This is a genomic window from Exercitatus varius (genome assembly GCF_029577735.1).
In the GTDB taxonomy this organism is placed as follows: Bacteria; Pseudomonadota; Gammaproteobacteria; order Enterobacterales; family Pasteurellaceae; genus Exercitatus; species Exercitatus varius.
On sequence record NZ_JARQTO010000001.1, the window covers coordinates 550156 to 565312 of the forward strand.

Sequence of the window (15157 nt, forward strand, 5' to 3'; positions counted from 1 at the left end):
AACGCGAAGTTTTTTGAACATTGGCTTTGCCAACGGCGCCTTGAGGGAGCAATTCTTTTTAAGGATTGCAAATAAAAAAGCGAAATTTTTTATCATTCACTCAAATGAAAATAATTCCTATTAGAGATTGATTAACTCAATTCTTTTCGCTATACTCGCCAAAAATTTTCATTGTGACCCGCTCGGGCGGCAATTTTACTGTCCGGGCAATCCTTCCCTTCTTACTTTAGGAACGCTTTCATGAAATTTAAATTAAGCCTGATTTCTACCGCACTTTTTGCCGGTGTCTCTTTTGCCGCCGTAGCTGAAACGAGCCAGACTGCTAACGATGATTTGGACCAAATCAATGTTGTCACGGAATTGGAAAAAGCCAAAGCCGCGGGAGACAAACAAAAAGATATCGTTAATCTCAGTTTACTCGGCCGTCAAACTGCCTTTACCTCACCTATTTCCGTAGTAAATTATGATGAAAAAGCCTTTGAGAATTCTCAACAACGCAATGTTGTCGACGCGATTTCCAAAGTGGATTCTTCCGTTATGAATTTCGGCGGTGAAACTAATACGATTTCCGGTGTATATGTACGTGGTTTACAATTAGACGCCCGCCAAATCATGGTAAACGGCTTACCCGGTCTTTATTCCACCTATAATTCCCCGACGGCCGCCGTCAGCTCCGCGCAATTAATCAAAGGCGCTTCTACCGCCATCGGCGGAATGGATCCCGAAGGCGCGGCGGGCTCGTCTATGAATATCGAAACCAAACGCGCCACCGATGAAGACATTAATAAAATCGGATTCGGCTGGTTCAGCAATAACCGCTTACAGGAGACCTTTGATTTTGGTCGTCGTTTCGGTGCAAATAAAGAATGGGGTGTCCGTTTAAACGGTAAATACCGGGACGGTGATACGGCGCGCAATAACTATGACGAGCGCAATAAAGAATTTGCCTTGGGTGCCGATTACCGCGGTGATAAATTCCGGGCCGGTATCGATTATATGTACAGCAAACGAGCTACCCACGGCGGACGAGCGCGGGTACAGGATATTCAGGATCTGACATTCCGTTTACCGGATGCGCCGGATGGAGAGACTAACTTAATTCCGTATTGGAGCGGGCAAACCACCGAAGATCAAACTATTATGGGAACGTTTGAATATGATTTGCCTTACAACATGATGTTATCCGGCGGTTTGGGTTATATGGATTCCCGTTATTACGGTTCCTTCGGGCAAATCCGCATGACAAATACCGACGGAGATTATTCCGTTCGCTCTATGCGCGCTATGGATTATCACACTCGTACAACCAGCGGTAACTTAAAATTACAGGGCGAATTCGAAACCGGTTCCGTTTATCACAACTGGAGTTTAGCGTTCGACGCCGTAAAACGTCAACGAGACTTCGATCAAAGTCCGACCGCTAAAAACTTTACCGCCAATATCTATAATCCTGTATTCAGTCGAGGCCAACCGACTTACGGTGCGTTAGTACAAAGTACCAACGAAAAATTAGGCAGTTACAGCCTGGCTCTCGCAGATACGGCAGGCTTTGCGAATAATACCGTTCGACTTACTCTCGGCGGTCGCTTCCAATGGATTAAACAGCATGATTACAGCACCGACATTAAAGCGCATGAAAATCGCTTCAGTCCAATGGTGACACTTGCCTATGTACCGAATCCCGACTTAGTTTTCTACGGTAACTATTTGGAAGATTTAGAACCCGGTGCGGTGGACGAAGATACCGGCGTAATGGCTAAACCTATTGTAAGCAGACAAATTGAACTGGGTGTGCGTAAAAACTGGAATGATTTACTTACCACCACCACAAGCGTATATCAGTTGTCTCGTCCGGGCATTCATCGCATCACGGGCGAAGAGCAGGGAAAAGAACGTAATCGCGGCGTTGAATTCAATATCTACGCTAACCTGTTCAACAAAACATTACGCCCAAGCTTAGGCGTGACTTATAACCGCGGAGAATTGATCGATTACTCAAGATATTCGGACGGCGCGATTATCAACGGATCTCAAGTATCCAGCCCGCGCTGGATCGCTAAAGCGGCGGTGGAATGGGACACGCCGTTTATCGACAATTTAACCTTAAACGCAGCGCTTCAATATTACGGCAAATCCTATCAGGATTACGCGGAGAACTATGAATTTCCGTCTTATACCACGGTGGATTTAGGCGCGAAATATGTGGCGCAACTGGACGCTAAACAAACCTTAACCTTCCGTGTAGGCGTTGAAAATCTATTCGACAAGGCCTACTGGCAAGTGCAGCGCGGACGCTATGATCGTAGCTTCGCCGTAGTGGGTATGCCGCGCACTTACTGGGCGAATGTGGAATATTCATTCTAATCATTTGGTGGGCTGGCAAGCCCACCCTACCTTAAGAGCGGTTCTCCGCTCTTTTGTCGTTTTTGGAAATCTTTTTATGAACTGGCAAACCGAATTACACAACAGTTTTCCTTGGCTTTTGAAATCGCTATTTTGGTTAATTTCAGGCCTAATTTTGACCGCACTTTTGCTGCGTCGAACCGAATTCGGACATAAGTTTTGGCTAATCACCCGACCATGCTTAACTCCCCAAAACCGTTGGAAAAGCCTGGGTTTAATCCTTTTACTGCTGGTGTTTATTCTGCTTGAAGTGCGAATCAGCGTGTTAAACACCTTTTTTTACAACGGATTGTACAGTTCCATGCAAAACAAAGCGGCGGACGCTTTTTGGTTTTTCGCAATGATCAACGCCTTACTGGTCGGCTTCAAAATCATTCATGCCATTTTGCATTACTTTGTCCGTCAGGTGTTTGAAATCCGTTGGCTGGAAAAACTGAACGAACAAATGCTGAACCGCTGGCTGCAGAATAAAAATTACTACCGCATGAAATACGAAAAAGATCTGCCCGATAATATCGATCAGCGTATCGAACAAGACGCGCGGGAATTCATTACCGGCACCGTGGATTTAATGGACGGCGTGGTGGGCGCCGTTCTGTCCATTATCGAATTCACCGTTATTCTGTGGGGGCTGTCGGGCATGCTGACATTGCTCGGCCTCGAAATTCCGAAAGCGGCGGTATTCTTCATTTACGGATTTATCCTTTTAGCCACCGCTCTTTCCGTATGGATCGGCCATCCGCTAATCAAGCTCAATTTTAATAAAGAAAAATTCAACGGCGATTACCGATACTCGCTAATTCGAGTACGCGATAACGCGGAAAGTATTGCGTTTTACGACGGTGAAAATAAAGAACACGCGCACCTTCAGGAAAAATTTCGCGCCGTTATTCAAAACCGTTGGGCGATTGTGCGGCAAATGCTGGGATTGGACGGATTTAACACCGGCGTTACTCAAATTGCGATGATTTTACCGTTAATGTTGCAGGCACCGCGTTTTTTCGCCAATAAAGTCACCTTGGGCGACATGCATCAAACCGTGCAGGCGTTTAATCGGCTGATGCGTTCGCTGTCATTTTTCCGTCTGTTTTACGAAGAATTCACCCTGTATCAGGCGCGGCTAAACCGTCTGCACGGGTTTATGAGCAAGTTGGATTATCTCGACGACAACCAAATTTTTTCCCCCGTCGAATGCGGTTCGGGTATTCGTTTAACGGATTTCGGTTTGTGCGATCAGCGGGGCGAACCCTTGTTACAACACATTAATCTCAGCTTAAAAGCGGGCGACGCCTTACTGATTCAAGGCCCGTCCGGCGCCGGCAAAACAACCCTGCTGAAAGCAATTGCGGGAATTTATCCGTTTGCCACTTTCGGTCATTGCGAACGTCCGTGCAACGCCAATATTCTGTTTTTACCGCAACGTCCTTATATGCCGCAAGGCTCGTTGCGGGAGGCCATTTGCTATCCCAATATCGATCCGCATCACCCCGAGCTGGAACGCTACATGCAAAAATGCCGTTTAGAGCATTATATTACGGCGCTTGATCAGGAAAACGACTGGCAGGCGATTCTGTCTCCGGGCGAATTGCAACGGGTCGCCTTTATCCGGATTTTTCTGACTAAGCCCGATATTGTTTTCCTGGATGAAACCACTTCGGCATTGGACGAACCGACGGAATTCATTTTGTATGATAAAATCCGTAAAAAACTGCCGAATATGATTGTGCTGAGCATCGGGCATCGCGGCACCTTACATCAGTTCCACAATCGGGAATTTCATCTTTCCGCTTGTCGGACGGCGTAAAAAAACAATGAAAAAATCGACCGCACTTTTAACTGTTAAGCTTCTATTTGGGAAAAGTGCGGGCAATTTTTTCACGATTTTTTCGCCGGTGATCTTTATTTGACCAAAGAAAAAGGGAGCCGGTTTAATCCGCTCCCTTTGCATATTTTATTGCTCAATTATTCAACAATTAAAGTACGGCATACGTTGGTTGACGTGCCTAATGCGTCACCTTGAGTTAACAACACCAAATCGCCTGAAACCAAGAAACCTTTCTCTTTCAACAGGTTAACCGCTTCCTTCGCGCTGTGTACGGTGCGGGATTCGTGTTCGAACAGAATCGGCGTGACACCACGGTACAGTGCGCATAAATTCAGGGTCGATTCGTGACGTGACAACGCAAAAATCGGTAAACCGGAACTGATACGTGACATTAAACGCGCCGTGCGACCGCTGTTGGTCAACGTAATAATCGCCGCAACGCCTTTCATGTGGTTTGCCGCATACATAGCGGACATCGCCACCGATTCCTCGATAGTGGAAAATTGAACATCCATACGGTGTTTAGACACGTTGATACTTGGCATTTTTTCCGCACCCAGCGCCACTTTCGCCATGGCCGCCACCGTTTCGGAAGGATATTGTCCCGCTGCGGTTTCCGCCGAAAGCATTACGGCATCAGTACCGTCCAACACGGCATTCGCTACGTCCATTACTTCCGCACGGGTCGGCATTGGGTTGCTAATCATCGATTCCATCATTTGGGTCGCGGTGATAACCACGCGATTTAACTGACGCGAACGACGGATCAATTTTTTCTGAACGCCGACCAATTCGGGATCGCCGATTTCCACGCCCAAGTCACCGCGGGCAACCATAATCACGTCCGAAGCCAGGATAATATCATCCATCGCTTCGTCGCTGGCAACGGTTTCCGCACGTTCCACTTTCGCCACGATTTTCGCTTTCAAACCGGCCGCTTCCGCCAATTCGCGGGCATAGTTTAAATCCGCACTTGAACGCGGGAATGACACCGCCAGGTAATCGACGCCGATACGTGCCGCGGTAATGATGTCCGCTTTATCTTTTTCGGTTAATGCGTCCGCCGACAAACCGCCGCCCAATTTGTTGATACCTTTGTTATTTGATAAAGGACCGCCCACCGTCACTTCAGTGAACACTTTCGCCCCTTCGGTAGACAACACTTTTAACTGAACGCGACCGTCGTCCAATAACAGAATATCGCCCGGCACCACATCTTGCGGTAAGGTTTTGTAGTCTAAACCGACCGCTTCCTGATTACCTTCGCCTTTCGGTAAATCAGCGTCTAAAATAAATTTATCACCAATGCTTAAGAAAATTTTGCCTTCTTTAAACGTGGAAACGCGAATTTTAGGACCTTGCAAGTCGCCTAAAATCGCAACATGTTTGCCTAATTTTTTCGCAATTTCACGAACTTTATTAGCACGACCGATATGATCTTCCGGTGTGCCGTGGGAGAAATTCATACGTACAACGTTCGCACCCGCGGCAATAATTTTTTCAAGGTTATTGCCTTTATCGGTCGCAGGACCCATCGTACATACGATTTTGGTTCTTCTTAATCTTCTAGACATTGATTACTCCGTCAGTTATTTTCAGTGATTATTCTCGATTTGATTCCGGACATACAGCTTTTTCGCCGCGGAAAAACTGGCGCATATTATACGCCGAATCGCGGGTAAAATCGAGATCGAAAACATACAAAATTTTTACCGCACTTTCGCGTCCGTCCGGCTTTCTTATAAAAACGAAAATTTGCTATACTCTCTTCCCGAATTCAGTTACTCAATAAGGATATTATCATGTCAAATTCAGTGATTACGGTTATCGGCAAAGATCGCATCGGGATCGTTTACGATGTCGCTAAAATTCTGGCGGACAACCAAATCAACATCATGAATATCAGCCAGCAGCTAATGGACGATTATTTCACCATGATTATTCTGGTGGATACCACAAAATGTCCGAAATCCTTTCCCGAACTGGCGGAAACCTTTGCCCGAGAAAGTTGCAATCTCGCCCTTGACATTCGTTTGCAAAACGAAGAAATCTTCAAAGCCATGCACCGGATTTAGAGGTGAAAAATGAGCATTCAATCCAATGAAATTCTCGAAACCATCCGCATGGTGGCGGATCAAAATTTCGATGTAAGGACCATTACTATCGGTATCGATTTGCATGACTGTATCAGCCGCGATATGGACCAATTAAACCGAAATATTTATCAAAAAATCACCAGCGTCGGCAAAGATCTGGTTAAAACCGCTCAAATTCTTTCCGCCAAATACGGCGTACCTATTGTAAACCAGCGAATTTCCGTCACGCCTATCGCCCAAATTGCGGCGGCGACCAAATCGGATTCTTACGTATCCGTTGCGCAAACTTTAGATCGCGCGGCAAAAACCATCGGCGTATCTTTTATCGGCGGCTTTTCCGCTCTGGTGCAAAAAGGGATGTCGCCTTCGGACGAAGTGCTGATTCGCTCCATTCCGGAAGCCATGAAAACCACGGATATCGTCTGCAGCTCCATCAATATCGGTTCCACCCGCGCAGGAATTAACATGGATGCGGTGAAACTGGCGGGCGAAACCATCAAACGCACGGCAAACATCACGCCGGAAGGCTTCGGCTGTGCCAAAATCGTGGTGTTCTGTAATGCCGTAGAAGACAATCCTTTTATGGCGGGCGCTTTCCACGGTTCCGGCGAAGCGGATGCGGTGATTAACGTGGGAGTCTCGGGCCCGGGCGTGGTAAAAGAAGCGTTGGCAAATTCCCGCGCCACCACATTAACGGAAGTGGCGGAAGTGGTCAAAAAAACCGCTTTTAAAATTACCCGCGTGGGCGAATTAATCGGTCAGGAAGCGGCTAAAATGCTGAATATTCCGTTCGGCATCCTGGATTTATCACTCGCCCCTACGCCGGCTATCGGCGATTCCGTGGCGCGCATTTTAGAAACCATGGGCTTAACCGTTTGCGGTACCCACGGCACCACAGCCGCCCTTGCGCTGTTAAATGACGCCGTGAAAAAAGGCGGCATGATGGCATCCAGTGCCGTCGGCGGTTTAAGCGGTGCGTTTATTCCGGTTTCCGAAGACGAAGGCATGATCGCCGCGGCGGAAAGCGGCATCCTCACGCTGGACAAACTGGAAGCCATGACGGCGGTTTGTTCCGTCGGTCTGGACATGATTGCCGTGCCGGGCAGCACGCCGGCCCACACAATTTCCGGCATTATCGCCGATGAGGCGGCAATCGGCATGATCAACGGCAAAACCACCGCCGTACGTATTATTCCGGTCACTGGGAAAGATGTGGGGGAAAGCGTAGAATTCGGCGGTTTGCTCGGTTACGCACCGATTATGCCCGTGAAGGAAGGCTCCTGCGAAGTGTTTGTCAACCGCGGCGGACGCATTCCCGCGCCGGTACAATCTATGAAAAACTGATTGTCGTTAACCCACAAAAGTGCGGTCGAAAATCATTGAGTTTTTTGACCGCATTTTTGCTCCGTTCATTTTCTTTGCTTGTGCAAAGAAAACGAACCAAAAGAAACACACCCCGACTTCGACGCTTTTCTTCGTTTGGTTGAAATTTTCTCCACGGAAAATAAGTAAACTCGCTTCGCTCAAACAAACTTATTTTCCTAAAAATTTCAAGTCACTCAGGCGTCTTAGACGGGGATTTCCGCCAATCTAATAAAAACATCCGAATTTTTAACCGCTCCCCTTGATAGTGCGCGTCTCCTGACGCGTGCTTAAATAAAAGAAAAGGCACTCGTCGGGAGACGTGCGCTATCTTGAAATAAGTGCGGTCAAAAATGTGAGTGTTTTTAACCACACTTTTATAATGATAAGTTAATACCCTAAGGTTTTGCCGTCCGGATTACGGGGATCGGAATAGCCGTAAAAGCCGTCGGCATCCGCCTGAATAATCTGAATTCGCCCCATCGGCGCTTTTTCTTTAATGCTATAACCCATGCCTTTCAGCAAAGTTAAAGTATCCGGACTTAGCCCTTCCTCTACCCGCAGTTCGTCCGGCAACCATTGATGATGCACACGAGGCGTGACGATGGCTTCCGCCGGATTCATGCCGTGATCCACCGTATTCAAGATACTTTGCAATACGGTAGTAATAATGCGCGCACCGCCCGGACTGCCGGTGACCAGCCAAGGTTTAGCGTCTTTCACCACAATAGTCGGCGTCATCGAAGATAACGGACGTTTTTTCGCGGCAATCGCATTAGATTCGCCGCCGATTAAGCCGTACGCGTTGGCAACGCCCGGTTTAGAGGAAAAATCGTCCATTTCGTTATTCAGTAAAATTCCCGTGCCTTCCGCCACAATGCCGGTGCCGAAATTGGTGTTCAGCGTGTAAGTTACCGCCACGGCGTTGCCTTTCTCGTCCATCACGGAATAATGAGTGGTCTGATCGCTTTCATAAGGCTGCGGTTTACCCGGTTTGATGTCGGAAGCCGGTTTGGCGACATTATCTTTAATACCGCCGATTAAGGATTTGGCATAATCTTTCGACACCAATCCTTTCACCGGCACCTTGACGAAATCCGGATCGCCCAAATATTCCGAGCGATCGGCATAAGCCAGTTTCATGGTTTCCGCTAAGGTATGAATCGCTTTCGCGCTGTTGACGCCGTATTCCGACAACGGATAATTTTCCAGCATGTTCAGAATCTGCACCAAGTGCACGCCGCCCGAACTTGGCGGCGGCATGGTGACGACTTTATAACCGCGATAGGTTCCCACAATCGGTTGACGTTCCACCGCTTGATAATTTTTCATATCTTCAAGGCTGATTAAGCCGCCGTGTTTTTCCATTTCCGCGACGATCTTAGCGGCAATGTCCCCGCGATAAAAGGCTTCGGCGCCCTGTTGAGCAATCTGTTTCAACGATTTCGCCAGATCCTTTTGCACCAGTAATTCACCGGCGGCAAGCGGTTCACCGTTTTTAAAGAAGATCTTTTTGCTGCTTTCCCATTTGCCGAGAGTGTCTTTTTCAGTCTGTAAGGTTTTTGCTAAAGTCAAACTGACGGGAATGCCCTATTCCGCCAATTTTATAGCGGGCGCCAACACTTTTTTCAGCGGTAGCGAACCCCATTTTTTCAGTGCATATTCCATGCCCGCCACGGTGCCCGGCACGCCTACGGCCAAGTGGGTATAAAGGGATTTGCCGTCGACTACGTTGCCTTTGTCGTCCAAATACATATCTTTGGAGGCTTTAACCGGCGCCATTTCGCGGAAATCCACGGTAAAATCCTGTCCGGATTTGGCGTCATGCAGCACCATAAAGCCGCCTCCGCCGATATTGCCCGCATTCGGCAATACCACCGCCAGCGCAAAACCGACACCGACCGCCGCATCCACCGCATTACCGCCCTGTTTCAGGATATCCAGTCCCACTCGGGTGGCAAGTTCCTGTTCGGAGGCGACCATGCCGTGTTTGCCGTAAATCGGATGAAAAATATCGTTTGCGCTGTCATAACGCTGACCGGCGGCAACCGCCGCATCAGGTTGCGCCGCCGGTTGAACTGTCTGCGCCGAAACCGGCAACGAGGCCAGAGAAACCGCCACGGCTAACGTACTTAATAAGAAAGGTTTAATGAAGTGTTTGTGCATAATTTTTCCTTCTGGTGTGATTGTCCGAATTTGACAATCTCCCTGAGATTATGCGATCAATTTGTGAAATGCAAGCCCGCTTTATCAAAAGCGATATTCGGAAAATACAAAAAGTGCGGTCAAAAACATTCACATTTTTTACCGCACTTTTATTTCGATCAGCTTGTTGCAAAACGAATTTTTATTGAATCAATAAATAGAAATTGCTGTCGCCGCGTACAATATTTAAAGCGACAGCGGACGGTTCGCCTTCCAGAATTTTGCGTAAATCCGCGATGGTCGTTACGGATTGACGGTTTACGCCGATAATCACGTCACCGGCTTTTAAGCCGCGCGCGGCCGCCGGCGAATTGGCTTTCACCTCTTTAATTTCTATGCCGTCTTTGCCGTTGTGCAACTCCGCACCTTCCAACGCCGCAATCGCTGTGTTTTCGGAATCATCACTTTGTGCCAGTTTGCCGTCTTCCGCCTGTAACGTCACCTTCACTTTTTCCGTTTTGCCTTCGCGTAACAAGGTCAATTCCAACTGTTTACCGGCGCCGGAAGTGGCGATTTTAGCGCGTAATTCGGCAAAGCTGGAAATGCGTTGACCGTTTAATTCGGTGATGACATCGCCCGCTTTAATCCCGGCTTTTTCCGCCGCCGAACCCGGCATTACTTCGCTGACAAAAGCGCCGCGTTGCGCATCCACATTAAAGGCTTTCGCTAAATCCGCATTAAGTTCGCCGCCTTTAATGCCAAGCTGACCGCGTCTGACTTCACCGAATTCAATAATTTGCTGCACCAGATTATTCGCCATGTTGGACGGAATGGCAAAGGCGATGCCCGCATTACTGCCGCTCGGCGAAATAATGGCGGTATTGATACCGATTAATTCCCCGTTCAGATTGACCAACGGACCGCCCGAATTTCCCTGATTCACCGCCGCGTCGGTTTGAATATAGTTTTCATAAGCCCCGCTGTCCGAACCGGTGGAACGTCCCAAAGCGGAAATAATGCCCGATGTCGCCGTTTGTCCGACACCAAACGGATTACCAATCGCCACGGCAAAATCCCCTACTCGCAATTTATCGCTATCCGCCAATTTAATAGCGGTCAGTTTGCTCGGATTTTCAATCTGCACCAACGCCACATCGGATTGGGAATCCTTGCCCAGCACTTTGGCTTTGAATTCGCGACCGTCATTCAATGCCACGGTGATTTTATCGGCGCCGTCTATTACGTGGTTATTGGTGATCACATAGCCTTTTTCCGCATTAATAATCACGCCGGAACCCATGCCTCTGAATTTGCGTGACGAAGATCGGCCGTCGCCAAAAAAGTCATCGCCGAAGAAAAAACGAAATTCTTCCGGAATATCGAATTTACGTCGATTGGCTTTTTGCGTTCCTTCCACCGAAATGGACACCACCGCCGGCAACACGCGTTCCAGCATCGGCGCCAGGCTGTTCGTCATACCCGGTGCCGGTAGCGCAGCGTTTTCCACCAACGGCGGTAAATCCGCCATGCTGAAAGTTGAGGTTAAACCCAACACTAATGCCGTTAAAGTAAATTTCATGCTTTTGATTTTTTTCATTACGTTCCTTCCTAAATAAAAATAAGAAATTAATCACCTGATTCGACAAAAAATATGGGGGAATGTTCTAGGAAATTCAAGAGAAGAAGGAAAGTGCGGGCAAAATTTAAGCAATTTTTTGACCGCACTTTTACGCGGGGTTACTTGGCTTCGTCGTCTTTACCGTCGTTATTTTTCATATTCGAAAAAATATTGGCGAGAATCGGACCGGATACGTTGTGCCAGAAGCTGAACACAGCGCTCGGCACGGCGGCAACCGGATTGAAATGCGCGGCAGCCAAAGCGGCGCCCAAACCTGAATTCTGCATACCGACTTCAATGGAAACGGCTTTGCTGTCTGCGACATTCAGACCGAGTAATTTCGCGGCACCGAATCCCACCAAATAACCCAAGCAGTTATGTAGTACCACTACGCCGAAAATCAACAAGCCGGATTCCACAATTTTGTCTTTACTCACCGCCACGACAGCCGACAGAATCAGCACAATAGAAATCACGGAAACCAACGGCATGGTTTGGCTCATTTGGCTGATTTGCTTCTTGAACAACGCGCGCACGATTAAGCCCAGGAAAATCGGGAATAATACCATTTTCAGCACGGAAACGAACATCGCCGCCGCATCGATTTCCAACCATTGACTCGCCAGAACATAGAAAATAATCGGCGTCAGCAGCGGTGCCAGTAAAGTGGAAATGGTCGTGCAGGCGACGGATAACGCCGTATTGCCTTTCGCCAGATAGGTCATCACATTCGAGGACGTGCCGCCCGGGCAAGCGCCGACCAAAATCACGCCGATGGCTAAATCCGGCGGCAAATTAAAGCCTTTTGCCAGACAAAATGCAATGGACGGCATAATCAGAAACTGTCCGACCACGCCGATAATCACGGATTTCGGATGTCTGAACACTTCGCCGAAATCATTGAAAGTCAGCGTAATGCCCATGCCGAACATCACTAAACCGAGCAAATACGGAATGGCGTCTTTCAGCGGTTTGAAGATATCGGGAAACTGAAAAGCCAGATAAGCGAAAACCAGCACCCACAAGGCGAAAGTTTTGCTGAAGAAACGAGTAATTTTAAGTAAGGTTTGCATAATTCATCCTTAGGCTGAAAAAAAGAGTTGTACATTATCACAAAACCGTAAATAGAAAAAGTGCGGTCAAATTTGACCGCACTTTACTTAAGACTTCAGTGTCACACTACCATTGGTAGCCTACGCTTGCCGCCGCACCGGTATCGCCGCGGGTGTTGCTGTTCACAGAGAATTTCACGCCGAGTTTGCCGTTGTCTGACAAACGGGAGTAACCCACTGCAATCGCGCTTTCGCCGCGGTATGTCCCCGCACCGGCCGCAACCATGGATTTACCCGGCATCGTTGCGTGATATAAGCCGCCTGATGCCAATGCACCCGCAACCCCTGCGCGCAACTTACGATCCACGCTGTGAACCTGACCGGCAACCTGGTTAATCGCATTTGCGTTACGAATAACCTGTTGGTTGGTCGCGTGTAACTGGCTGCCGTTAACCGCATCGGTAGAATCTTTCGATACTTCGCCCGGCGCTACATTGGTAATTTGATTACCGCCGACATCCAACGCCGAAGCTTCTTTACCTTCAACATTCTTTTTCGTTACCGTCGTTAACTTGGTTGAAGCCGAACCGTTACTGATGGTTACGCTGTTCAGACCGGTTAAATCTTTAGCCAGTTTCACGTTCAACGAACCTTGACCGTCAGACACCACGCCGATATTGTTATCGGTTAATTTCGCAGTATCGGACACGCCGCCTTTAACCGTTACGGTAGATCCCAGTTTTCTTTCTGAAGGCGTACCTGTATCGCCCGCAAAAGTTAACGGTTTTTCCACAACCGAGGAAGTGAAATTGCGTAATTGGTCGACGTTAACCGCATCCGTACCGTTCACGCCCGGCGCCACATTGGTAATAGTTTGGCCGCCCGCACTGATACCGTCTTTGCCGATCGATACGTTGCCTGCACTGACTTTACCGGTTGTACCGTCAATCACCACAGTATTGGCACCGCTACCGATGTTCAGCTTATCACTTAAATCAAAGGTCACGTTATTGCCGGATTTAGTGATATTGATGTTGCCATCTTTATTCGCTAAATCAACGGTATCTTTCGGTTTAACTTTTGAACCGTCAGTACCGTTAACCGTTAAGTCCCAACCGGCATTTGCCGTTTCTTTCACTTCGTTTAATTGGCTAACGTTAACCGCATCGTCATCTGCAACACCCCGCGCCACGTTGGTAATTGTTTTACCGCCTGCATTAATACCGCTGGTAGTCACAGATACATTACCTGCTGTGAATCCGGTTTCGGTTACAGCGACATTATTACCGACTTTGATATTACCATTGGTAATTACCGTTGTTCCGATGGTCATAGAACCATCTTTAGTTAGCTTAATGTTATCAGCCAAGTCGAAAGTCACATTCGTGTCGCTTACCACTGCAACAGTGTTTGTACCGTTGTTGAAGCTTACGGTTTGATGACCAACAGTTTTCGCATTAGCGTCATCATGATTGCCAGTGATCTTCCATGCGTTAGCAGCAGTACTTGCATTCAATTGACTTACGTTAACCGCATCAGTTGCATTCACACCATTCGCTACGTTGGTCATTGTTTGGTTACCATTGTCTAAACCATCTTTGCTGATAGACACGCTACCGGTACTAACTTTACCGGTTGTTCCGTCAATCACGACAGTATTGGCACCGCTACCGATGTTCAATGTACTATTCAACCCAAAAGTAACGTTGTTATCGTCTGTAGACTTCGTAATCACAATGTTGCCATCAATATTATTCAAGCTCACTGTTGCATTAGGCTTAACATTGCTTACGTTATTACCGTTGGCAGCAAGATTCCAACCGGCATTCGCTGTCGCATTAACTTCTTTCAACTGATCTACGTTCACCGCATCGGTACCGTTTTGACCTGCCGACACATTGGTAATCGTGTTGTTACCGTTATTTAAGCCGGTATCAGTCAAGCTGACTACACCGTTTGTACCGCCGTTAATGGTGACACCGTTACCATTCACTACCGTGTTGGTGGTGCCGTTGGTAAAGGTCGCACTGGTTAAGTTCACCAAGTCTTGCGCCAATTGAACCACTAACGTGCTGTTACCGTCCGCTTTCACGTTGATATTGCCCGCTGCGCCCGTAAAGTTCGCCGACATATCTTTATCTACGCCTTCGCCGATAATATTCACGGTGCTATTCAATTTGTGTTTATTCAACACTTCGTTGTTACCGGTAAAGATTAAACCGTCATCCAAGGTTGCCACCGTTGAGGTGCCGTTCGGCGTTTCGTATACGATACGATCCGTTCCGTTTACACCGTCTACGCCGGCTGGTCCTTGTGCTAAGGTTACGGTGCCGTTGGTACCGTCTGTTCCGTTGATGCCGATTGTGCCGTCTTTTCCGTTTAATACCACGCCGGTACCGTTCGCACCCATTGCGCCGATTTGACCGTCTTTGCCGTCTTTACCGCCAACCGTTAAGTTGCTGTTCAGATCAAAGGTCACGTTGGTGCCATTATGAGCGATATTGATGTTGCCATCCGTATTCGCTAAATCTACGGTTGCATTCGGCGCTACGTTCGAACTGTTTTGACCGTTTGTCGTTAAGTTCCAACCGGCATTCGCTGTCGCATTTACAGCATTTAACTGATCTACGTTCACCGCATCGGTACCGTTTTGACC

The 15157-nt window shown here is 47.9% G+C and carries 8 protein-coding genes and 1 pseudogene; 4 read left to right on the top strand and 5 right to left on the bottom strand.

Going from position 1 to position 15157, the window contains the following annotated elements; translation table 11 throughout:
- Window positions 1-240: 240 nt before the first annotated feature.
- Both P7M01_RS02540 and P7M01_RS02545 read left to right on the top strand, forming a co-directional pair.
- Window positions 241-2364, top strand: a complete 2124-nt coding sequence (locus tag P7M01_RS02540) for a TonB-dependent siderophore receptor (RefSeq protein ID WP_317482920.1) — start codon at window positions 241-243, stop codon at window positions 2362-2364.
- Window positions 2365-2440: 76 nt separating this feature from the next.
- Window positions 2441-4207, top strand: a complete 1767-nt coding sequence (locus P7M01_RS02545; protein ID WP_317482921.1) for an ABC transporter ATP-binding protein/permease — start codon at window positions 2441-2443, stop codon at window positions 4205-4207.
- A gap of 158 nt (window positions 4208-4365) precedes the next feature.
- Here the strand turns inward: P7M01_RS02545 and pyk are convergent, their stop codons facing one another.
- A complete protein-coding gene (gene pyk, locus P7M01_RS02550; protein ID WP_317476294.1) occupies window positions 4366-5802 on the bottom strand; it encodes a pyruvate kinase in 1437 nt (478 codons plus the stop codon).
- Window positions 5803-6030: 228 nt separating this feature from the next.
- On the opposite strand from pyk, the gene P7M01_RS02555 reads away from it, so the two are divergent.
- Window positions 6031-6303, top strand: coding sequence for an ACT domain-containing protein (locus tag P7M01_RS02555; RefSeq protein ID WP_202937718.1), 273 nt, complete (start codon window positions 6031-6033; stop codon window positions 6301-6303).
- Window positions 6304-6312: 9 nt separating this feature from the next.
- Window positions 6313-7668, top strand: coding sequence for a PFL family protein (locus P7M01_RS02560; protein ID WP_202937719.1), 1356 nt, complete (start codon window positions 6313-6315; stop codon window positions 7666-7668).
- 408 nt (window positions 7669-8076) lie between these two features.
- Here the strand turns inward: P7M01_RS02560 and ggt are convergent.
- The 4 genes and pseudogenes from ggt to P7M01_RS02580 all read right to left on the bottom strand — a co-directional run.
- Window positions 8077-9852, bottom strand: a pseudogene (ggt, locus tag P7M01_RS02565) (gamma-glutamyltransferase).
- Window positions 9853-10033: 181 nt separating this feature from the next.
- Entirely contained in the window at window positions 10034-11419 is a 1386-nt protein-coding gene (locus P7M01_RS02570; RefSeq protein ID WP_317482934.1) for a DegQ family serine endoprotease, read from the bottom strand.
- A gap of 149 nt (window positions 11420-11568) precedes the next feature.
- On the bottom strand, window positions 11569-12522 hold the full coding sequence (locus P7M01_RS02575) for a bile acid:sodium symporter family protein (protein ID WP_317482922.1): 954 nt from the start codon (window positions 12520-12522) through the stop codon (window positions 11569-11571).
- Window positions 12523-12628: 106 nt separating this feature from the next.
- The coding region (locus P7M01_RS02580) for a YadA family autotransporter adhesin (RefSeq protein WP_317486321.1) at window positions 12629-15157 on the bottom strand (2529 nt) is incomplete at its 5' end.